The 21,384-nt window shown below is 66.6% G+C and carries 15 protein-coding genes and 3 pseudogenes; 12 read left to right on the top strand and 6 right to left on the bottom strand.

The window, feature by feature from the left end; genetic code table 11:
- Positions 1 to 300: 300 nt before the first annotated feature.
- Positions 301 to 1,257, top strand: coding sequence for a thioredoxin-disulfide reductase (gene trxB, locus ACZ899_RS14830; RefSeq protein WP_050703773.1), 957 nt, complete (start codon positions 301 to 303; stop codon positions 1,255 to 1,257).
- 168 nt (positions 1,258 to 1,425) lie between these two features.
- Here trxB and nadC read toward each other — a convergent pair whose 3' ends face one another.
- Positions 1,426 to 2,274, bottom strand: coding sequence for a carboxylating nicotinate-nucleotide diphosphorylase (nadC, locus tag ACZ899_RS14825; protein ID WP_203647964.1), 849 nt, complete (start codon positions 2,272 to 2,274; stop codon positions 1,426 to 1,428).
- 244 nt (positions 2,275 to 2,518) lie between these two features.
- On the opposite strand from nadC, the pseudogene ACZ899_RS14820 reads away from it, so the two are divergent.
- From ACZ899_RS14820 to ACZ899_RS14800, 5 genes and pseudogenes are all read left to right on the top strand, one after another.
- Positions 2,519 to 4,670: pseudogene (locus ACZ899_RS14820) on the top strand (DUF1631 domain-containing protein).
- An 88-nt stretch (positions 4,671 to 4,758) separates the two neighbouring features.
- A complete protein-coding gene (ampD, locus tag ACZ899_RS14815; RefSeq protein ID WP_234560458.1) occupies positions 4,759 to 5,325 on the top strand; it encodes a 1,6-anhydro-N-acetylmuramyl-L-alanine amidase AmpD in 567 nt (188 codons plus the stop codon).
- Positions 5,322 to 6,152, top strand: coding sequence for a regulatory signaling modulator protein AmpE (ampE, locus tag ACZ899_RS14810; protein WP_186733859.1), 831 nt, complete (start codon positions 5,322 to 5,324; stop codon positions 6,150 to 6,152). The genes ampD and ampE overlap by 4 nt, the downstream gene beginning before the upstream one ends.
- A gap of 253 nt (positions 6,153 to 6,405) precedes the next feature.
- Positions 6,406 to 7,527, top strand: a pseudogene (locus ACZ899_RS14805) (HAMP domain-containing protein); the annotation flags it as partial.
- Between the two features lie 144 nt (positions 7,528 to 7,671).
- A complete protein-coding gene (locus ACZ899_RS14800; protein ID WP_408005701.1) occupies positions 7,672 to 8,385 on the top strand; it encodes a methyl-accepting chemotaxis protein in 714 nt (237 codons plus the stop codon).
- A gap of 152 nt (positions 8,386 to 8,537) precedes the next feature.
- Here ACZ899_RS14800 and ACZ899_RS14795 read toward each other — a convergent pair whose 3' ends face one another.
- Entirely contained in the window at positions 8,538 to 9,314 is a 777-nt protein-coding gene (locus ACZ899_RS14795; RefSeq protein ID WP_234560460.1) for a TatD family hydrolase, read from the bottom strand.
- Positions 9,315 to 9,316: 2 nt separating this feature from the next.
- Positions 9,317 to 10,312: a catabolite repressor/activator gene (gene cra / locus ACZ899_RS14790; protein ID WP_186713203.1), complete on the bottom strand. Its 996-nt coding sequence runs from the start codon at positions 10,310 to 10,312 to the stop codon at positions 9,317 to 9,319.
- A 296-nt stretch (positions 10,313 to 10,608) separates the two neighbouring features.
- On the opposite strand from cra, the gene ptsP reads away from it, so the two are divergent.
- Genes ptsP through ACZ899_RS14775 form a run of 3 tightly spaced genes read left to right on the top strand, consistent with a single transcriptional unit; the run spans position 10,609 to position 16,126 of the window.
- Complete coding sequence (ptsP, locus tag ACZ899_RS14785; RefSeq protein ID WP_234560461.1) at positions 10,609 to 13,458, top strand: phosphoenolpyruvate--protein phosphotransferase; 2,850 nt, start codon at positions 10,609 to 10,611, stop codon at positions 13,456 to 13,458.
- Positions 13,458 to 14,405, top strand: coding sequence for a 1-phosphofructokinase (gene pfkB / locus ACZ899_RS14780; protein WP_234560462.1), 948 nt, complete (start codon positions 13,458 to 13,460; stop codon positions 14,403 to 14,405). The genes ptsP and pfkB overlap by 1 nt, the downstream gene beginning before the upstream one ends.
- The gene (locus ACZ899_RS14775; RefSeq protein ID WP_234560463.1) at positions 14,405 to 16,126 is read left to right on the top strand and encodes a PTS fructose-like transporter subunit IIB; all 1,722 of its coding nucleotides are present in this window, start codon (positions 14,405 to 14,407) and stop codon (positions 16,124 to 16,126) included. The genes pfkB and ACZ899_RS14775 overlap by 1 nt, the downstream gene beginning before the upstream one ends.
- Positions 16,127 to 16,270: 144 nt before the next feature.
- On the opposite strand, the gene ACZ899_RS14770 is transcribed toward ACZ899_RS14775, so the two are convergent.
- A complete protein-coding gene (locus ACZ899_RS14770; RefSeq protein ID WP_234560464.1) occupies positions 16,271 to 16,492 on the bottom strand; it encodes a DUF3820 family protein in 222 nt (73 codons plus the stop codon).
- A 204-nt stretch (positions 16,493 to 16,696) separates the two neighbouring features.
- Between ACZ899_RS14770 and ACZ899_RS14765 the strand changes: the two genes are divergently transcribed.
- Entirely contained in the window at positions 16,697 to 17,173 is a 477-nt protein-coding gene (locus tag ACZ899_RS14765) for a ferritin-like domain-containing protein (RefSeq protein WP_050703785.1), read from the top strand.
- A 174-nt stretch (positions 17,174 to 17,347) separates the two neighbouring features.
- Here ACZ899_RS14765 and ACZ899_RS14760 read toward each other — a convergent pair whose 3' ends face one another.
- Positions 17,348 to 18,844, bottom strand: a complete 1,497-nt coding sequence (locus ACZ899_RS14760; protein WP_234560481.1) for a GGDEF domain-containing protein — start codon at positions 18,842 to 18,844, stop codon at positions 17,348 to 17,350.
- 562 nt (positions 18,845 to 19,406) lie between these two features.
- Here ACZ899_RS14760 and ACZ899_RS14755 point away from each other — a divergent pair.
- Together ACZ899_RS14755 and ACZ899_RS14750 are read left to right on the top strand one after the other, a co-directional pair.
- Positions 19,407 to 19,646 carry a hypothetical protein gene (locus ACZ899_RS14755; protein WP_062575113.1) on the top strand — a complete coding sequence of 80 codons (240 nt, stop codon included), beginning with the start codon at positions 19,407 to 19,409 and terminating at the stop codon, positions 19,644 to 19,646.
- Positions 19,647 to 19,703: 57 nt separating this feature from the next.
- A pseudogene (locus tag ACZ899_RS14750) lies at positions 19,704 to 19,802 on the top strand (DUF3077 domain-containing protein); the annotation flags it as partial.
- Positions 19,803 to 19,884: 82 nt separating this feature from the next.
- On the opposite strand, the gene ACZ899_RS14745 reads toward ACZ899_RS14750, so the two are convergent.
- A complete protein-coding gene (locus ACZ899_RS14745) occupies positions 19,885 to 21,195 on the bottom strand; it encodes an OprD family porin (protein ID WP_203647953.1) in 1,311 nt (436 codons plus the stop codon).
- Between the last annotated feature and the right edge of the window lie 189 nt (positions 21,196 to 21,384).

Raw genomic sequence — 21,384 nt, 5'->3', positions numbered from 1 at the left:
GAGGAAAACGCGCTGACCTTACCGAGTTTGGCGCGCCGACGGAAGGAGCCGCACCTCTGGGAAACGGCGTGTAACAAAGCACTGGGACAATGGTTGTCGGATAGAGACTGTCTATAAGGTGGATTGTCGAAGGATATTTCCTTAATCTCTGCGGCCTCGCTACAGTGCGCTCAACTTTTTCGGTTTTGGACCAACGCGTTGTAGCCTTCCCCAAGTGCTGCGTGGGTCCCTTTTAATTCCAGCTGGCGCAACCGGCACCTAGATGCTGGACCCGTGCGGCCCGCTCGACAGGAGTTCGACATGTCTGAAGTACGTCATTCGCGCGTCATCATTCTCGGTTCCGGCCCTGCCGGTTACAGCGCCGCGGTGTACGCCGCCCGCGCCAACCTCAAGCCGCTGCTGATCACCGGCATGCAGGCCGGCGGCCAGCTGACCACCACCACCGAAGTCGACAACTGGCCGGGCGACCCCCACGGCCTGACCGGCCCGGCCCTGATGCAGCGCATGCAAGAGCACGCCGAGCGCTTCGAGACCGAGATCGTCTTCGACCACATCAACGCCGTCGACCTGGCCAACAAGCCGTTCACCCTGCAGGGTGACAGCGGCACCTACACCTGCGACGCGCTGATCGTCGCCACCGGTGCCAGCGCCCGCTACCTGGGCCTGCCGTCGGAAGAAACCTTCATGGGCAAGGGCGTTTCGGCCTGCGCCACCTGCGACGGTTTCTTCTACCGCAACAAGCCGGTCGCCGTGGTCGGTGGCGGCAACACCGCAGTGGAAGAAGCACTGTACCTGGCCAACATCGCCAGCAAGGTGACCCTGGTCCACCGCCGCGACACCTTCCGCGCCGAGAAGATCCTGATCGACAAGCTGCACGCCCGTGTCGCCGAAGGCAAGATCGAGCTCAAGCTCAACGCCACCCTGGACGAAGTGCTGGGTGACAACATGGGCGTGACCGGTGCGCGCCTGAAGAACAACGACGGCAGCTTCGACGAAATCAAGGTCGACGGCGTGTTCATCGCCATCGGCCACACTCCGAACACCTCGCTGTTCGAAGGCCAGCTGACCTTGAAGGACGGCTACCTGGTGGTCCACGGCGGCCGTGAAGGCAATGCCACCGCCACCAACGTCGAGGGCGTGTTCGCCGCCGGCGACGTGGCCGACCACGTCTACCGCCAGGCCATCACCTCGGCCGGCGCCGGCTGCATGGCGGCCCTGGACGTCGAGCGTTACCTGGACGGCCTGGCCAACGCCTGAGTCGGTACCACAGTATGAAAAAACCGGCCTTCTGGCCGGTTTTTTCATGCCTTGAATCTGCTGTGCCTTGACTGGCCTCTTCGCGGGTAAACCCGCTCCCACAGGGGGCACCGCATTTCTGTGGGCGCGGGTTTACCCGCGAAGAGGCCAGTCAAGGCGCCAAGTCTCTTAAAGGCTCAGGCGCATCGACAGGTCCACCGCCTTCACATCCTTGGTCATCGCGCCGATGGAGATGTAGTCCACCCCCGTCTCGGCGATCACCCGCAGGGTGGTCTCGTTGACGCCGCCGCTGGCCTCCAGCTTGGCCTTGCCGGCGGTGATGCGCACCGCTTCGCGCATCTCGTCCAGGGTCAGCTCGTCGAGCATGACGATATCGGCCCCGGCCGCCAGCGCCTGGCGCAGTTCGTCCAGGCTTTCCACCTCGATCTCCACCGGCTTGCCCGGAGCGATGCGGTGCGCCGCCGCCACGGCCTCGGCCACGCCACCGCTGGCGGCGATATGGTTTTCCTTGATCAGGAAGGCGTCGTACAGGCCGATGCGATGGTTGTGGCAGCCGCCGCAGGTGACCGCGTACTTCTGCGCCAGGCGCAGGCCGGGCAGGGTCTTGCGGGTGTCGAGCAGACGCACCTGGGTGCCTTCCACCAGGTCGGCCAGGAAGCGCGCGCGGGTGGCCACGCCCGAGAGCATCTGCAGGAAGTTCAGCGCCGAGCGTTCGCCGCTGAGCAGCGAGCGCGCCGGGCCTTCGAGGTGGAACAGCACCTGGTTGGCCGTGGCCCGCTCGCCGTCGGCCACCTGCCAGTGCACCGCCACCCGTGGGTCGAGCTGGCGGAATACCGTATCGACCCAGGCGGTGCCGGCGATCACGCAGTCCTCGCGGGTGATGATGGTCGCCTTGGCCAGGCGCTCGGCCGGGATCAGCTGGGCGGTGATGTCGCCGCTGCCGATGTCCTCGAGCAGCGCGCGGCGCACGTTGGCTTCGATTTCGGCAGTCAGGTCGGCGAGGCGTAGGTTCGGCATGGTCGGCTCCACAAGCTAGGTGCCGGCGATTATAGGGCAGGGGGGCTGCGTGTACAGCTGCCGGGCCGATGACCTTTGGTCAGGCGGTTTGAGCATTCTTGCGAACGCACTGTCAGTTGAGGCGTGCGAAAGGCGTGCTGGCAGCTATCAGTGTTTTCACTGATAATAGCGCCCAGTATTTGGCGTCATAGCTTTGACGATTCCCTTCCAGTCGAACAACGTAACATCCAGCAAGGAGTCCGGGATGCATGATGAAGGCAAGGTGGTGCCCCTGGCGGCTGCCATCGACCGGGGTGCGCGCGCGCCCTCGCCATGCCTTCCCGTGCTGCTCCTGCAGGTGCGCGACAAGGCTGCCCTGCAATTGCGCCAGGGCTTGCAGGCGCTGTTCGACAATGCCGACGACACCCTGTTCGAAATGGCCGACAAGGCCAGTGGTCGCCTCGATCAGAACCTCTACTTCGAAGCCATGCGCGACCTGCGCCTCAAGCGCAAGAGTATTGAACGAGGTTTCCTCGACACTTTCTACGAGGCCTTCGCCCGCATCGGCCAGGGCGACGGGCTCGAGTCCCTGATCAGGGCGCAGACGCAGGACAAGCCGTCGCTGGAGCGCTCGGTGGCCGTGCAGGCCATGGTCGATCGGGTGCTGTCCCGCGACGGCTTCCTGTTGGAGCAGTTGAACCTGCGCTTCTCCACGCTGCTGGAGTTGCCGCTGGCCAGCGCAGGCAATCCCCTGGGCCCCGGCAACCTGTGTGGCTATTTCCTGGACGCCGGGCGCAACCTGGGAGTCGGCGCCCGCGTCAAGATGGTGCTGCTCAAGCTGTTCGAGCGCTACGTGCTGCGTGACCTCGACCTGCTCTACGGCGAGGCCAGCCAGTTGCTCGCCAGCGCCGGTGTACTGCCGCAGCTGATGCCCGCCCCGCCGGCGCCGCGCCGAGGACCGGCGCAGCATCGCCCGGCGCGTCCCGGCCAGCCCGGCGCTGGGCGGCTTGTCCGACTCCGCCGGCCAGGCGTTCTTCGCCTCGGTGCAGACGCTGCTGGCGCCGGTGCGCGGGCGTGTCGCGCCGCGGTTACAGGCGGCCGGATCCGCGCAGCCGACCAGCACCGGCGACCTGCTGCGCCTGCTCACCCACCTGCAGCACTATGTGCCGGCCCCCGGCGAGCCGGATGACTTCAACCTCGGCCAGCAGCTGGAGCAGCTGTTGCTGCGGGTCAGCGTGCGCAGTGGCACGCGGCGGCGGATCGCCACCGACGACGAGGACACGATCAACCTGGTCGACCTGCTGTTCACCTACATCCAGGGCGACGACAACCTGCCGGCCAGCCTGCGGGCGCTGATCGTCCGCCTGCATATCCCGGTGCTCAAGGTCGCGCTGATCGACAAGGGCATGTTCAGCCGCGCCAGCCACCCGGCGCGCCGCCTGCTCAACGAGATCGCCGCCGTGGCCATCGGCTGGGAGAGCGATGCCGAGGGGCTGCGCGACAGCTTGCACCTGCGGGTCGAGCGCATCGTCCAGCGCCTGCTCAATGACTTTTCCGACGACTGTGCAGTGTTCAACGAACTGCTCGATGAGTTTCTCGCCTTCAGCCAGGACGAGCGCCGGCGCAACGAACTCCTCGAACAGCGCACCCGCGACGCCGAGGAGGGGCGTGCCCGTGCCTTGCAGGCCCGCCAGCGGGTACAGCAGGAGTTGAACGACCGCCTGCATGGCCGGGTACTGCCGCAGGTGGTGGTGCAGATGCTGGTGCAGTCCTGGAGCCAGGTGCTGCTGCTGGCCTGGCTGAAGCAGGGCGAGGCCTCGGCGGCCTGGGCCGATGCCCTGGCGACGGTGGACGACCTGCTGGTCAGCATTGCCCCGTACCGTGAGCCGCAGCGCCTGCTGGAGCAGGTGCCGGGCCTGCTCAAGGCCTTGCGCGACGGCCTGGCGGGGGTGGCGCTGGACTCTGCTGCCACTCGTGATTTCTTCCTGCAACTGGAAAAACTGCACCTGCGTGCCTGCGGTGGCACGCCGGAGCCGGACGCCGCATTGGATGAAGTGTGGCTGGAGGAGGCTATCGTGCTGGCGGTCAGCGATGAGTCCGCCCTTGCCCCTGGCCTGCCGCTCGATGACCAGGAGCCGGCATTGCGCCAGGTGCAGCGCCTGCAGGTCGGCACCTGGGTCGAAGTGATGGACGACGACGAGCCGCTGCGTTGCAAGCTGGTGGCGCGCATCGACAGCAATGATCGCCTGGTCTTCACCAACCGCACCGGCATGAAGGTGCGCGAATGGAACCGCATGGGCCTGGCCCTGGCGCTGCGCCGTGGCGAGGTGCGCCTGCTGGACGACGGCCTGCTGTTCGAGCGGGCGCTGGAAGCAGTGCTGGAGCAGTTGCGCGGGCAGCAGGCCCAACAGAGCTGAATTTCCCTACACAATCATTTACATGCAAGCACCGGCCGGCCACGGCATACTGGGCACCTGTCTCGGGCGTCATTTCAGGATCTGCACCATGCAATTGGACCGTGCGACCGGCTGGTTCAGCGGCGTTAGCCACTGCCCCTCGCCGAACTTCAACGCCCGCCCCGAGGGCGAGGCCATCGCGCTGCTGGTCATCCACAACATCAGCCTGCCACCGGCCTGCTTCGGCACCGGCAAGGTGCAGCAGTTCTTCCAGAACCGCCTGGACCCGAACGAGCATCCTTATTTCGCCACCATCAACCACCTGACTGTCTCGGCGCACCTGTTCGTCGAGCGCGATGGTGCGGTGACCCAGTTCGTTTCGTTGCTCGACCGCGCCTGGCATGCCGGCGTGTCGCGCTTCGGCGAGCGCGAGGGCTGCAACGATTTTTCCATCGGCATCGAACTGGAGGGCACCGACGAGCTGCCCTACACCGATGCCCAGTACGCCACCCTGGAGCGCCTGACCCGCGAGATCCGCGCGGCATGGCCTGTGATCGACGCCCAGCGCATCTGTGGCCACAGCGACATCGCCCCGCAGCGCAAGACCGATCCGGGCCCGGCCTTCGACTGGCCGCGCTACCGGGCCGCGCTGCAACGCAACGAGGACAAGGCATGAGTTTTCTGGTGTTGGTGCTGGCGCTGTGGGTCGAGAAGTTCTCGGCCTTGCGCCAGCGGTTGCAGCGCGACGGCTTCTACCTGGGCGAGCTGGTGCGCCTGGAGCGCAGCGGCAAGGTCCACCCCTGGTGGACGCTGGGCATCCTGGTCCTGGCGCCGGTGGCGCTGCTCGCGCTCTTGCTGCATGTGCTGGAGCCGGTGGCCTACGGTCTGCTGGCGTTGCCGGTGCACCTGCTGGTGCTGGTCTACAGCCTCGGCCGAGGCGATGTGAAGGCGGCGCTCGGGCCGTTTCGCGACGCCTGGCGCCGCGGTGACGACCAGGCTGCGCTGCATGTGGCCGAACGCGACCTGGGGCTGGCTGCCGACGATGCCCAGAGCCTGATCAAGCGGGTCCAGGGCCACCTGCTGTGGCAGGCCTACCAGAGCTTCTTCGCGGTGATCTTCTGGTACTTCCTGCTCGGCCCGGGGGCGGCGCTGGCCTACCGCCTGCTGGCGCTGACCATGGACCACAGCCGCCAGCCGGCGCTGCAAACCCTGGCCGGGCAATTGCGTCATGCCATGGACTGGCTGCCGGTGCGGGTGATGACGGTGAGCTTTGCCCTGGTCGGCAACTTCGTCGCGGTGACCCGGGTGATGTTGCACGAGCTGCTCGACTGGCATGTCAGCGCCGGGCACCTGGTGGCTAAAGTCGGCCGGGTGGCCGACGATATTCCCGAGGAGGAAGACCGCCAGCGTGGCCTGGAGCGCCTGGACAGCCTGTGGGAGCTGCTGCTGCGCTGCGCCGTGTTGTGGTATGCCTGCTTCGCCCTGTGGACCGTGCTGGTCTGAAAACTTTCATCACCTTCTTGTAGGAGCGGCTTCAGCCGCGATCACCCGCGAAGCGGGTGCCAGACTCCGCGGTGCCCGCATCGCGGCTAAAGCCGCTCCTACCGAACCGCGCTTAACCATAAGTTACAAACCTTGATTCCAATCTGCGCTATACAAAGCCACTGGCCCTAGATGGCCTTGTGCTACCCCGCAGAACAACAAGAATTCAAGGAGGTGACCTGTGAAGCGTCTGCTCTATCCGGCCATCGCACTGATGAACCGGCTGAGCTTCGGCATGAAGTTCAGCCTGATCAGCGTCCTGTTCTTCCTGCCCATGCTGGTCACCAGTTTTTACCTGGTCCGCGACGCCTATAACCAGCTGCAGGCCACCCGCGGCGAACTGCAGGGGCTGGCGCCGCTGTCCGAAAGCCTGGCCTTGCGCGGCGACCTGGAGACCCTGGGCAACCTGCTGCAGATCAACGCTGTGCTGGGCCAGTCGGGCCAGGCCGGCGATGTGGAAAGCCGCATCGGTGCCCTGCAGGACAAGGTCCAGGCCCGGCTCGATGGCCTCAAGGGCAGCGACCCGGCGCTCGAGGCCAAGCGTGCCGAGCTGGCCGAGGCCTTTGCCCGCGCCCGTGAGGAAAGCTCGCTGCAGAACAAGGCGGCGCTGTTCGACAAGTTGCTGGCCCAGGCCCAAGTGCTGGGCAAGCTGGTCGCCAGCCAGTCGGGCTTGAACCAGGACAGCCAGGCTTCGGTGCGCCAGCTGAGCGAACTGGTCGGCAACGCCACGGCGCAGGTCACCCAGGCCCTGGGCGAAGGCCGGGCGATGGGCGCGGTGGCCCTCGGTCGCGGTTTCATGGATTCCTCGGGCAGCGCGCGCTTCGAAGACCTGCTGCAGCGCCTGGAGCGGCTGTCCGCCGACTATGCCATCCGTCTCGACGATGTCCTGGCCAGCGATGCCGGGCTCAGGGCCGCGCTGGCCAGCGATGCCCAGGCCAGCCAGGCCACGGTCAAGCAGGCCGCGACCCTGTTCGAGGACCAGGTGGTGGTGGCCGAGACCCTGGATGCGCCCTGGGCCGGCTTCTACCAGCAGACCAGCGACCTGATGGCGCAGACCTACCGCTTCAACGATGCCGTCCTTGCCCACCTGCACGGCCAGCTGGAGGAGCGCCTGGGCGAGCACCGCCTGCGCACGATCGCGCTGGTCGCGGCCCTGGCCACGGTGTTCGCGCTGATCATCTACCTGTACGGCGGCTTCTACGTATCCACCCGGGAAACCCTCGGCAACCTGGGCAACGCCATGGACAAGGTGGCCGCCGGCGACATGACCATCAGCTTCAAGGCTAACAGCCAGGACGAACTGGGCGAGTTGGGGCGTGGCTTCAACGAGACGGTACGGCGCATTCGCGGGCTGATCGAGCAGGTCGGCAAGACCGTGACCACGGTGGAGGAGCAGGCCGGGCAGGTGCTGTCGGTGTCGAGCCGCAGCAACCAGGCGGTCAGCGGCCAGCGCGAGCAGATCGAGCAGGTGGCCACGGCGATGAACCAGATGAGCGCCACCGCGCAGGAGGTTGCCCGCAGCGCCGCCCTGGCCGCCGAAGGCGCGCAGCGGGTCAACCACGAGAGCGCCTCGGGCCGCGACCTGGTGGAAAGCCAGCAGGGCAGCATCGCCCGCCTGGCCGGCGAGATCGACCAGAGCGTGGCGGCGGTGAACCAGCTGGCGGGCGACAGCCAGGCCATCGGCCGGGTGCTGGAAGTGATCCGCAGCATCGCCGAGCAGACCAACCTGCTGGCCCTCAACGCCGCCATCGAGGCGGCCCGGGCCGGCGAGCAGGGCAGGGGCTTCGCCGTGGTCGCCGACGAAGTGCGGACCCTGGCCCGGCGCACCCAGGACTCCACCGAAGAGATCGCGCAGATGATCCAGCGCCTGCAGGATGGCGTGGGCGCGGCGGTGCGGGTGATGGGCAGCAGCCACCAGATGGCCGCCGGTACCGTGGACGAGGCGCGCCAGGTGCAACAGGCGCTGGGCAATATCCTTGGCGCGGTGGGCGGGATCGTCGAGCAGAACCAGCAGATCGCCGCCGCCGTCGAGCAGCAGACCGCCGTGGCCCACGACATCGACCAGAACATCGTGGCGATCAACCGCGCGGCGCAGGACACCACCGAGGGCGCCTGCCAGACCGAGGACGCCAGCCGGGCGTTGTCGGCGCAGGTGGTGGAGCTCAAGCGGTTGATCGGGGCGTTCAGGGTCTGATCGAGGGCAGCGTGAAGCCCGTGTAGGAGCGGCCTTGCGCCGCGAAAGGGCCGCAACGCGGCCCCAGCGATCTTTGCGTCAACACTGAAATCCTGGGGCTGCTACGCAGCCCTATCGCGGCGCAAGGTCGCTCCTACAGGGACCGCGTCGGTCTACCAGACAAACACCTCGCAGGCATTGCGACTGCTGGCCTCGGCCAGCAGCCCCGGCTCGATCCCCATGACTTCGGCCAGCGCCCCGGCAATCTCGGGTAGATGCTCCGGGCTGTTGCGCTGCCCCGGGAACATCGCCGGCGCCATGTCCGGCGCGTCGGTCTCCAGCACCACGCTGTCCAGCGGTAGCCTTGGCAGGGTCTTGCGCAGGCGCAACGCCTGGGGCCAGGTGCCGGCACCGCCGAGTCCTAGCTTGAAGCCGAGCTTGATGTATTCCCGCGCCTCTTCGTAGCTGCCGGCAAAGGCATGGATGATCCCCGCCCGCGCCGGCTTGTAGCGCTTGAGCGTGGCGATTACCTGGGCGTGGCTGCGGCGCACGTGCAGCAGTGACGGCAGTTCGAAGTCGCAGGCCAGTTGCAGCTGGGCTTCGAACAATGCCTGCTGGCGCGTCGGGTCCAGTTCGGGCAGGTAGAAGTCCAGGCCGAACTCACCCACCGCGCACAGCCGCGGATCGCCGCGCAGGCGTTCCAGCCAGTCGCGTAGCTGCGCCAGGTGTTCGGGGCGGTGCTGCTCAAGGTAGATCGGGTGCAGCCCCAGCGCCGCGTACACGCCTTGGTTGGCGCAGGCCAGGTCCCAGACCCGCTGGAAATTGTCCTGGTACACCCCCAGCACCACCACGCGCTCCACCCCGCGCGCCGCCGCGTTGGCCAGCAGGCGCGGGCGGTCGGCGTCGAAGTCGGGGAAGTCGAGGTGGGTGTGGGTGTCGATCAGGCGCATGTTCAGGCCTTGGCGATCCGTTGCTTGAAGGTGCGGCCGATGGCGTGCACGCCGGGCTCGTAGCGCTTGTCCTCGATGGCGGCCAGGGCCAGTTCCAGCGCGGTGGCGGCGATCAGGCCGTGCTGCTGGGCCATGGCGTTGACCGGCAGCGGCAGGAAGTCGAGCAGCTGGTTGTCGCCGAAGGTGCCCAGTTGCAGCTCGCGGGATCCCTCAGGGCGCGCCTGGAGCGTGTCGAACACACCCTGCAGCAGCACGTAGGAGGTGGTCACCAGAGCATCCGGCAGACCGCCCAGTTCGTCGATCAGTTGCTGCATCAGGCGCTGGCCGCATTCACGGCTGAAGGCCTCGCCCTGGTAGCGGCGCACGTCGCCGTCGAAGCCTTGCAGGGCCTCGTCGAAGCCACCGGCGCGGGCCTGGCTCACCGACAGCTCGGGGCGCGCGCCAATCAGGGCGATGCTGCGCGGGCGGGTTTTCAAAAGGCTCTGGGCCAGCTGGCGGCTGGCGTCGCGGTCGTCGCTGATCACCGAGCAGAAATGCGCCGGGTCCAGGCGTCGGTCGATGGCGATCACCGGCAGGCCCTTGGCTTGCAGCTCACGGTAGCTGTCGTCTTCCGGCGGCAGGCAGCTGGCGACGAACAGTGCGTCGCAGCGGCGGGCGCGGAACAGCTGCTGCAACTGGCGTTCGCTGTCGGGCTGGTCGTCGCTGCTGGCGATCAGCAGTTGGTAGCCACGGGCACGGGCGCCTTGTTCCAGTTGCTTGGCGATGCGGGCGTAGCTGGGGTTCTCCAGATCCGGGAGAATGAAGCCCAGGGTGCGCGTGTGGCGGCTGCGCAGGCCGGCGGCCTGGGGGTTGGGCGTGAAGCCATGGGCCTCGACCACCGCACGCACGCGCTCGACGGTGCTGTTGCTGATGCGCTGTTGTTCGGCCTTGCCATTGATGACGTAGCTGGCGGTGGTCACGGACACACCGGCCAGACGGGCGATATCGCTGAGTTTCACCGAATTTTCCTTGTTGTTTCCGGGACTGGCCACGGGGCTGGACCGGCTAGTTTCACCCATCTACGGTCCCGCGCGCAGACGACCATTGTCGCAATTGTCCGACAGGATGGGGCTTTTTCGTTGGCAGATTATCGAGTAACGTGGCCACTTGGTCAGATTAAACGTTTCAGCAAAACGAAATTTCCTGCCTGGAAATGAGTATTCGCCCGTTGCGCTGATCGTTTTGGCGGCTTTTGCCGTCGAATTCCACAACAATACCTCGGTAGCCGACGGGGCTGCCGCAAAAGGAGAGGGTCATGCTCGAGCTTGCCGTGGAGCAGATTGCCATGGGCCAGCGTGCCGCCGACAAGGGCGAGGCACTGGCGTTGCTGGCTGATCGACTGGTTGCCGATGGCCTGGTCGCCGAGGGCTACCTGGCGGGGCTGCAGGCCCGGGAGGCGCAGGGCTCGACCTTCCTCGGCCAGGGTATCGCCATTCCCCACGGCACGCCGCAGACCCGCGAGCTGGTGTTCGCCACCGGTGTGCGCCTGCTGCAGTTCCCCGATGGCGTGGACTGGGGCGACGGCCAGATCGTCTACCTGGCCATTGGCATCGCCGCCCGCTCCGATGAACACCTGCGTCTTCTACAACTGCTGACCCGCGCCCTGGGCGAAACCGACCTGGCCGAGGCTCTGCGCCGGGCCAGCAGCGCCGAGGCGCTGCTCAAACTGCTGCAAGGGGCGCCGCGTGAGCTGGCGCTGGATGCCCAGTTGGTCGGCCTCAACCTGGCGGCGGACGACTTCGACGAGCTGGCCTGGCGCGGCGCTCGCCTGCTGCACCGCGCCGGTTGTGCCGACAGCGGCTTTGCCGCCGTGCTGCAGCAGACCGAGCCGCTGCCACTGGGCGAAGGCCTGTGGTGGCTGCACAGCGAACGCGAGGTGCGCCAGCCGGGCCTGGCCTTCGTTACCCCGCAACAACCCCTGCGCTACCGCGACCAGCCGCTCAATGGCCTGTTCTGCCTGGCCAGCCTCGGCGCTGCCCACCAGGCCTTGCTCGAGCGCCTGTGCGAGGTGCTGATCGAGGGGCGCGGGCAGATGCTTTACCAGGCTACCAGCAGCCGCGCCGTGCTCGAAGTGCTCGGCGGCGAGGCGCCTGCCGACTGGCCCAGCGCCCGGGTGGTACTGGCCAACGCCCATGGCCTGCATGCGCGTCCGGCCAAGGTGCTGGCGCAACTGGCCAAGGGCTTCGAGGGTGAGATCCGCATCCGCCTGCAAGACGGCGCCCAGCCCGCCGTCTCGGTGAAGAGCCTGAGCAAGCTGCTGAGCCTTGGCGCTCGCCGTGGCCAGGTGCTGGAGTTGATCGCCGAACCGGGCGTTGCCGCCGATGCCTTGCCGGTGCTGCTGGCCGCCATCGAGCAGGGGTTGGGCGAGGAGGTCGAGCCCTTGCCGCAAACGGCAGCAATGGAGCCGCCACCCATCGAAACCCTCCAGGCACCGGCGCCCGGCAGCACCCTGCAGGGTGTCGCAGCCGCGCCGGGCATCGCCAGTGGCCCGGCCCATGTGTGCGTCGAGCGCGAGATCGACTACCCGCTGCGCGGTGAGTCGCCCGGCCAGGAGCGGGCCAGGTTGCGAGCGGCCATCGACAAGGTGCACGCCGACCTGCAGGCCCTGGTGCAACGCAGCGACAAGGCCATCGGCGAAATTTTCATCACCCACCAGGAAATGCTGGCCGATCCGGCCCTGACCGATGACGTCGAGCTGCGCCTGGCCCAGGGCGAGAGCGCCGCCGCCGCGTGGATGGCAGTGATCGAGAACGCCGCCCGCCAGCAGGAGGCGCTGCACGATGCGCTGCTGGCCGAGCGCGCCGCCGACCTGCGCGATATCGGTCGCCGTGTGCTGGCCCAGTTGTGTGGCGTGCAGGCGGTGGTCGAGCCCGAGCAGCCCTACGTGCTGGTGATGGCCGAGGTGGGCCCATCCGATGTGGCGCGCCTGGACCCGGCGCGGGTCGCCGGCATCATCACCGCCCAGGGCGGCGCCACGGCCCACAGCGCCATCGTCGCCCGGGCCCTGGGCATCCCGGCGGTGGTCGGTGCCGGCGCGGCAGTGCTGCTGCTGGAGAGCGGCACGCCGCTGCTGCTCGATGGCCAGCGCGGGCAGGTCGAGGTCGCGCCGCCCGAGGCCCGCTTGCAACGGGCGCTGGCCGAGCGCGATGCCCGCGAGCGGCGCTTGCAGATCGCCTGGGCCAACCGCCATGAGCCGACCCTGACCCGCGACGGCCACGCGGTCGAAGTGTTCGCCAACATCGGCGAAAGCAGTGGCATCGACAAGGTAGTGGAGCAGGGTGCCGAAGGCGTCGGCCTGCTGCGCACCGAGCTGATTTTCATGGCCCACCCGCAACTGCCCGATGTGGCCACCCAGGAGGCCGAGTACCGCCGGGTGCTCGACGGCCTGTGCGGACGCCCGCTGGTGGTGCGTACCCTCGATGTGGGCGGCGACAAGCCCTTGCCGTACTGGCCGATCGCGGCGGAAGAGAACCCGTTCCTCGGCGTGCGCGGCGTGCGTCTGACCCTGCAACGCCCGCAGGTGATGGAAGAGCAACTGCGGGCCCTGCTGCGCGCAGCGGACAATCGCCCGCTGCGCATCATGTTCCCCATGGTCGGCCAGCTCCATGAATGGCGCGCCGCCAAGGCCATGGTCGAGCGCCTACGCCAGGAAATTCCGGTGGCCGACCTGCAAGTGGGCATCATGGTCGAGGTACCGTCGGCCGCCTTGCTGGCGCCGCAGTTGGCCCGCGAGGTGGACTTCTTCAGCATCGGCACCAACGACCTGACCCAGTACACCCTGGCCATCGACCGTGGCCACCCAAGCCTCTCGGCCCAGGCCGACGGCCTGCACCCGGCGGTGCTCAATCTGATCGACATGACCGTGCGCGCCGCCCATGCCCAGGGCAAGTGGGTGGGTGTGTGCGGCGAGCTGGCGGCCGATCCGCAGGCCGTGGCCGTGCTGCTGGGCCTGGACGTGGACGAACTGAGCGTCGCCGCCCGCAGCATCCCTGAAGTCAAGGCACTGGTGCGCCAGGCCGACCTTTCGACGGCCCGCGCCCTGGCGCGCGAGGCCCTGCAACAAGACAGCGCCGAGGCAGTCCGGGCGCTGGTGGAGCGTTACTGATGGCCAAGATTCTCACCCTCACCCTCAACCCGGCGCTGGATATCACCATCAGCCTCGATCGCCTGCGCCCCGGCGCGGTCAACCGTAGCCAGGCCCAGCACAGCCATGCCGCCGGCAAGGGGCTGAACGTCGCCCAGGTGCTGGCCGACCTGGGCCACCGCGTGACCGTCGGCGGTTTTCTCGGGCTCGACAACCTGGCGCCGTTCGAGGCGCTGATTGCCTGGCGTGGGTTCGCCGACTGCTTCGTCCGTGTGCCCGGCGAGACCCGCAGCAACATCAAGCTGGTCGAGGCCGATGGCCAGGTCACCGATATCAACGGCCCCGGGCCTGAAGTCGACAAGGCCGCCCGCGACGCTTTGCTGCAACGCCTGGCCGAGGTGGCCCCGGGGCATGACGCCGTGGTGGTGGCCGGTAGCCTGCCGCGGGGGATCAGCCCCGAATGGCTGCGCGAACTGCTGCTGATGCTCAAGTCGCAGGGATTGAAGGTGGCCCTGGACAGCAGTGGCGAAGCCTTGCGCGCCGGCCTCGAGGCCGCGCCCTGGCTGGTCAAGCCCAATACTGAGGAACTCGGCGAGGTGCTCGGGCAGCCTGTGCTTGACGCGGCCGGCCAGCGCGGCGCCGCGCAGCGCTTGCTGGCCAGCGGCGTCGAGCATGTGGTGGTGTCTCAGGGCGAGCAGGGCGTGACCTGGTTCGCCGCCGGCCTGGCGCTGCATGCGCAACCGTCGAAGGTGCGCATCGCCAGCACCGTCGGCGCCGGTGATTCCCTGGTCGCCGGCATGGTCCATGGCCTGCTCCAGGCCGAAGCGCCCGCCGCCACCTTGCGCCGCGCCACCGCCATCGCCGCCCAGGCGGTCACCCAGGTCGGCTTCGGCATCCACGATCGCGAGCAACTGGCCCTGCTGGAGGCCGCCGTGCACCTGGCAGAACAACAAGAAGAGGGCTGCTGATGAACATTGCCATTGTCACCGCCTGCCCCAACGGGCAGGTGTCCAGCGTGCTCAGCGCCCGCCTGTTGGCCGCCGTGGCCCAGCGTCGGGGCTGGAGCACCAGTGTCGAGGTGCAGGATGCCGAGCACCCCGAGCGTCGCCTGACTGCGGCGCAGATCCTTGATGCCGACTGGGTGCTGGTGGTCAGCACCGGGCCGATGGACCTGGCGCGCTTCGCGGGCAAGCGCCTGTACCAGAGCACGCCGGCCCAGGCACTGGCGGACCGCGAGGGGTTTCTTGACCAGGCCGCCGTCGAGGCCCGGCTACACGAAGCGGTGCCGCCCCCGCAGGGCAGCGCGCCGAAAATCGTCGCGGTGACCGCCTGCCCGACCGGCGTGGCCCACACCTTCATGGCCGCCGAAGCGCTGCAACAGGCCGCGCAGACCATGGGCTACCAGCTCACCGTGGAGACCCAGGGCTCGGTCGGCGCGCGCAACCCGCTGCCGGCCGAGGCCATCGCCGAAGCCGACGTGGTGCTGCTGGCCGCCGATATCGAAGTGCCGGCTGCGCGTTTCGCTGGCAAGCGCATCTACCGCTGCGGTACCGGCATCGCCCTCAAGCAGGCCCGCGCCACGCTGGACAAGGCACTGGCCGAGGGCAAGGTGGAGGCTGCGGGGGATGCGCCTGGCGCGGTGCAGCAGGCCGAGAAGACGGGCGTCTACAAGCACCTGCTGACCGGGGTGTCGTTCATGCTGCCGATGGTGGTGGCCGGCGGCCTGCTGATTGCCTTGTCGTTCGTGTTCGGCATCGAGGCCTACAAGGAGGCCGGTACGCTGCCCGCCGCGCTGATGCAGATTGGTGGCGAGGCGGCGTTCAAGCTGATGGTGCCGCTGCTCGCCGGCTACATCGCCTGGTCCATCGCCGACCGTCCGGGGCTGGCGCCCGGGATGATCGGCGGCTTGCTGGCGAGTACGCTGGGGGCGGGGTTCATTGGCGGCATCGTCGCCGGCTTCCTGGCCGGCTACAGCGCCAAGGCCATCGCCCGTTGGGTGCGCCTGCCCAGTAGCCTCGACGCGCTCAAGCCGATCCTTATCATCCCACTGCTGGCCAGCCTGTTCACCGGCCTGGTGATGATCTATGTGGTCGGCCAGCCCGTGGCCGCCATGCTCGAAGGGCTGACCCACTTCCTCGACAGCATGGGCACTACCAACGCCATCCTGCTCGGGCTGCTGCTCGGCGGCATGATGTGTGTGGACCTGGGCGGCCCGATCAACAAGGCCGCCTATGCGTTCTCGGTAGGGCTGCTGGCGTCGTCGAGCTACGCGCCGATGGCCGCGACCATGGCCGCCGGCATGGTGCCGCCGATCGGCCTGGGCATCGCCACCTTCCTGGCCCGACGCAAGTTCGCCCAGAGCGAGCGCGAGGCCGGCAAGGCCGCGCTGGCGCTGGGGCTGTGCTTCATCTCTGAAGGGGCGATCCCGTTCGCCGCCAAGGACCCGTTGCGGGTGATCCCGGCGAGCATCGCCGGTGGCGCGCTGACCGGGGCCTTGTCGATGTACTTCGGCTGCAAGCTGATGGCGCCCCATGGCGGCCTGTTCGTGCTGCTGATCCCCAACGCGATCAACCATGCGCTGCTGTACCTGCTGGCGATCGTGGCCGGCAGCCTGCTGACGGCGGTGGTGTATGCCGTGATCAAGAAGAGCGAACAGGTGGAGATGGTGGTGGCGCCGGCCAAGGGGTAGCCAGGCCCGGCGCAATCCCTGTAGGAGCGGCCTCGTGCCGCGAAAGGGGCGCGGAGCGGCCCCAGGATTTCAGCGTCATACACAGTGAATGGGGCTGCTTTGCAGCCCTTTCGCGGCACAAGGCCGCTCCTACAGAGGGTGCGGTCAGCCCCGCGTCTTGCCCCGCAACGGCTTCAGCAGATCGCCCAGCCCGTTGTGGTCGATCTCATGCATCAACGCCAGCAACGCGCCCAGCTCCCCGGGCGGGAAGCCCTTGCGGGCGAACCACGCCAGGTAATCGCCGGGCAGGTCGGCAATGATCCGCCCCTGGTACTTGCCGAAGGGCATGGTGCGGGTGACCAGCAGTTGCAGGGATTCGGGTTTCATCGGGCATCGGCCTGTGGCAGGTGAAGCGCGGACCATACTGCAAACTGCACGACGACCCAAGCGGCGATCATGCAGAACGCCGTTTTCAGGTTTTTTGTTTTTCATTTCAAGCTATTGATTTTAATGAATAATTTAATATTCATTAGCCTGGCACGAAGCCTGCTCCGGTAAAGGTGACTATCACCTGCCAAGGAGTTTGTTGCCATGAGCAATCCCAACAAAGACACGATCGATGTACTCAACGACCTGATCGAGTACAGCAAGGACGGTGAGAAAGGCTTCAAGACCTCCGCCGAGGATGTGAAGAATCCCCAGCTCAAAGCCTTCTTCGTGCAGCGCGCCAGCGAGTGCGCCAGTGCCGCGGCCGAGCTGCAGAGCGAAGTGCGCCGGCTGGGTGGCGATCCGGAAACCAGCACCAGTATCAGTGGCGACCTGCACCGTGGTTGGGTCAACCTCAAGTCGATGGTCACCGGCAAGGATGAAGAAGCGGTGCTCAACGAGGTGGAGCGCGGTGAAGACCATGCGCTCAAGGCCTACAAAGAGGCCCGTGAGAAGCTGGTCAAGCTGGGGCGCTCGGCCAATGACCAGAGCTATACGCTGGTGGAGAAGCAGCTGCAGGGCGTGCAGCGCAATCATGACCAGGTGAAGGCGCTGCGTAACGCGGCTCGCGCTCGGTCTTGAGTTTCTTGGGGCCGCTTAGCGGCCCTTTTCTGATTTTTTAACTGGAACAGCGTGTTTGACTGGAACATCGTGGGAGCGGGCTTGCCCCGCGATCACCGGCGAAGCCGGTGCCATCGAGTGCATCGCGGGGCAAGCCCGCTCCCACGCTAACCCAGTTGGATCAAAGAATTACATTCAATCCTCGGGCCCTTCCACCCGATTCCGGCCATTGGCCTTGGCCCGGTACAGCGCCTCGTCCGCATCGGCCAGCAGCGTCGAAAGATCCTGCGCGGTGCCCGGTACATGCAGGCCGATCCCAACGCTGACCGTTACCGACCGCTCGTCATCGCCAAACGGCGGCATCGCCTCGACGCTGGCGCGAATGCGTTCGGCCAGCAACCGGGCGCCAGCCAGCTCGGTTTCCGGCAGCACCACCTGGAACTCCTCCCCGCCATAACGCGCCGCCAGGTCCGCCGGGCGCCGAATGCACAGCTCAAGGGTCGTGGCCACTTCGCGCAGCACGTGGTCGCCGCCGGCATGGCCATGGCGCTGGTTGAACGCCTTGAAGTGATCCACATCCACCATCAGCACCGCCAGCGGCTTGCGGTTGCGCTGGGCGCGCGCCCATTCCTGGCGCAACACCTGGTCCAGGCGACGACGGTTGGCAAGGCCCGTGAGGCTGTCGGTGGCGGCAAGCGTGGCCAGGCCTTGCTCGGCATCGTGGCGGCGGCGCAATTCACGGCCCAGCAGCAGGGTCAGCCAGAGGATGCCGATGCACAGCACACCGGTGGCCACGCTGACCACGATCGCGGTGCGGCGCCACGACTGGAACACCTCGTCGGCCGAGTGCGCCACCAGCACGATCAGCGGCAGGTCGGCAACTCGGGCGAAGGTGTAGAGGCGCTGGCCTTCATAGGTAGTCGAGCGGGCGGTGAAGCTGCCGCTGCGCTCCTCGAGGATGCGCTTGAAGTTGGGGCGTTCGCTGAAACTGGTGCCGATCAACGGGTCCTGCGGGCGGGTTGGCTGGCGTGCCAGCAGTTGGCCGTCGGTGTTGAGCAGGTTGATGCTGCTGTCCACGCCGATGTCCAGGCGCTGGAACAGCTCGTTGAAGTAGGACAGGCGCAGGGCCCCGGCGGCCAGGCCCTGGAATTCGCCGTTGGCGCCGGAGATGCGCCGGCTGAAGCTGATGCACCAGTCCAGCTCGCCCAGCCGCGCCTTGAACGGCGGGCTGATCAGCAGGCCCAGGCCCGGGCGGTCGCGGTGGGCCTGGAAGGCCACGGTGTCGGCGAAGTTGGCCTGGCGCGGCACCGCGCTGGTGGAGTCGCCGAGCACATCGCCCTTGGCGTCGAGCCAAAGGATGTCACCGCGCACCGGCGCGGAGAAGGCCTGGTTGAAGAGGATCTGCTGGCGCAGCTTGGCCGGCACGTTGAGCAGCTCGGGGTGCTGCACGGCCCAGATCAGGCCCTTGAGCGACTGGTCGTAGAGTTCGACGTTGCGCAGGATGTCGCTTTCGATCAACTGCACGATGTTGCTCGAGGAGCGCATTTCCGATTGCTCGACGCTGTCGCGCTCGCGGGCCAGCAGGTAGCTGACGATGGCCACGATGGCGAGCACGGCAAGGCAGCTGCCCAGGTTGAGGACCAGCTCGGGGTGTGACTTGTACAGGGCGGATCGTGGTGATCGGGTGGGCAACGTCATGCTCGCAACTGCATAAGCCCCGGGATCCATGGGGAGTGGGCCGGAAAGCGGCGGCGGTATTTTAGGCAAGGCGGGATTGTCGGACAAGATCAAAGCTGATTTGCCCGACGGAAATGATTCAGTAGGCCCATCGCGGGGCAAGCCCGCTCCCACCATTCGCCAGGGTCAGGACCAGGACCAGGACCAGCACCAGGTTCAGGTCATGGTCGTGGGAGCGGGCTTGCCCCGCGATGGGATGTACGACATTTCCGAATCTGAAACCAAATGCTTCAGTCGGGCTGAGCTTGGGACCTATCCTACGCGTCTGCCGGAAGGGTCTGGATAGGCGGGGAAATGCATCAGGGCTAACGTCTTCGGGTCGCCGAATTTGGTGATCGGGTGTGAGAAACCCGAACGATGTTGGTCCCGCATTCTGTTACGGCAGCTGTGCATGGGCAGACCTAGGTCTGGCCGGGTTCCGATGTCCTCGGTTTTCTCACCCCATGTACGGCTGCCACCCTTATCTGGTGAGAAAGGATGAGCTGGCGGTTTCCTTTAATGACATTGGAAAACGCACATGAAGAAGCTGGTACCTGATCCCCCCATCCCCTACATCTCCATCATCGACCACCTGCCGCTGGCCGAAGTCTGGGAGCATGCCGCTGTCCTGATGACCATGATGACCCGCACTTGCGACGTCTACATGGCCTTTCCCGTGGATGAGCGTCCCGAGATCCTGGTGGATAACATTTCCATCCTCAGCCGGCTGCTGAGCTGCCTGATGGCCCACGCCAGGTCGCTGGAGGTGCAGCCATGAGCGAGCAGCCCGAGCCTTGTGCCACTGCCGGCGTTTCGACGTTCCTGGAGTGTTTTCGAAGGGGATTTGAAAGCGGGGAGTGCGGCGCGGATCCTCAGCGCCATGGCCAAGGCGTTGATCAATGACCTGGAGATCGGCTTGAACCGTAACCGTTGAAGCCGATCGCGGGGCAAGCCCGCTCCCACGCCTGATAAGCCACCTGGCGTGGGAGCGGGCTTGCCCCGCGATCGGTTCCGGATCAGAACACGTTCAGCGGATAATCCACGATCACGCGGAATTCGTTGTTGTCCTGGATGTTCGAGTACGCCGCGTTGGCCCGGTGCGTGGCATAGCGCAGCAGCACCGACAGGTCCTTCAGCTGGCCTTGCTGGAACACGTACTTCACGTCGAAGTCGCGCTCCCAGTGCCGGGCATTCTCGCCGTCGGCGTTATAGAAGGCGTAGTACTGGGTGTCCTGGCTGGCCTTGGTCAGGTCGGCCTTGCCGCGCGAGTACGACAGCGAAGTGCTCAGGCCCGGCATGCCGAGGCCGGCGAAGTCATAGTCGTACTGCAGCTTCCAGGAACGCTCGTTCGGCGCGTTGAAGTCCGAGTACATGCGCGAGTTGTCGAGGAAGATGCTGTCGCCCAGGTTGATGTAGTCGAACGGCGTGTCGCCGTTGACCCGCTGGTAGGCGGCGGTGACGCTGTGGTACCCGGCGGCCACGGTGAAGTGCACGCTCCAGGTGTTGTTGTCGATGTCGCCCAGCTTCGACTGGCCGGTGTCCTGGGTGTGGTAGAAGTGTACGCCCGGGTTCAGGCTGACCAGATCGTTGACCTGGTAGGTGTAGTCGAAGTCGGCGTAGTACTGGTTCCAGATGTCCTTCAGCTCGGCGGCGTAGACGTTGGCGGTAACGCCTTCGGTGCCGCTCCAGGAGGCGCCGGCCCAGCTCAGGTTCTGGCTGTCCTGCTCGCGCGTCTGGTTGCTGTAGTAGGTGTTGATGCGGCGGTGGCCGCTCTGGTTGTACGGCTTGGTGAAGCTGACCTTGCCGCCTTCGAGCATCAGCCCGTCGATGCTGCGGTTGGTCACGGCGACGCCGCGGAAGGTCTGCGGCAGCATGCGGCTTTCGCCACCGGCGATCACCGGGTTGGTGAGGAACAGGTCACCGGCCTTGAACTCGGTGTCGAAGCCCTTGAGCTTGATCGCGCCGCCGGCGGTGGAGAAGGCGTGGCGTGCCTTGTCTTCCGGCGCGCTTGGCAGGATCGAGGTGCCGGCGCGGCCACCGCCGCCGTCCAGCTTCAGGCCGACCATGGCGTGGGCGTCGAGGCCGAAGCCGATCACGCCCGGCGTGTAGCCGGACTCGAAGCGGGCGACGGCGCCTTGGCCCCACTCGCGCTTGTCCTTGATCGAGGCATTCTTCTCGTTGCGGTTGAAGTAGGCATTTCTGAAATGCAGGTTCAGCGTGGAACCCTCGATGAAGCCTTCAGCCTTGTCTTCATCGGCCTGTGCGGCCACGGGCATCGTTGCGGCCAATGCAACGAACAACGGGGTGAAACGAAACGCAAAAGACACCGGTACAAACTCCTTTGGTCAAGCGATGGGGCAGTTTTTTATTGTCGTGTCTGCAAGTTCTTATTAGAGACGTAACAGCCAGGCTGATATTTTCGACGCATAAAAAAAGCCGCTGAAAGGCAGCGGCTTTGAAAGGCTAACATATCGTCACGGGCACTGCCCATGGTGTAGCCAAGGGAAAACTGGAAA

Source organism: Pseudomonas sp. TE31087, from assembly GCF_057284075.1.
Note: the sequence above shows the minus strand (reverse complement) of the source record. Positions and strands in the feature narration are given on the sequence as shown.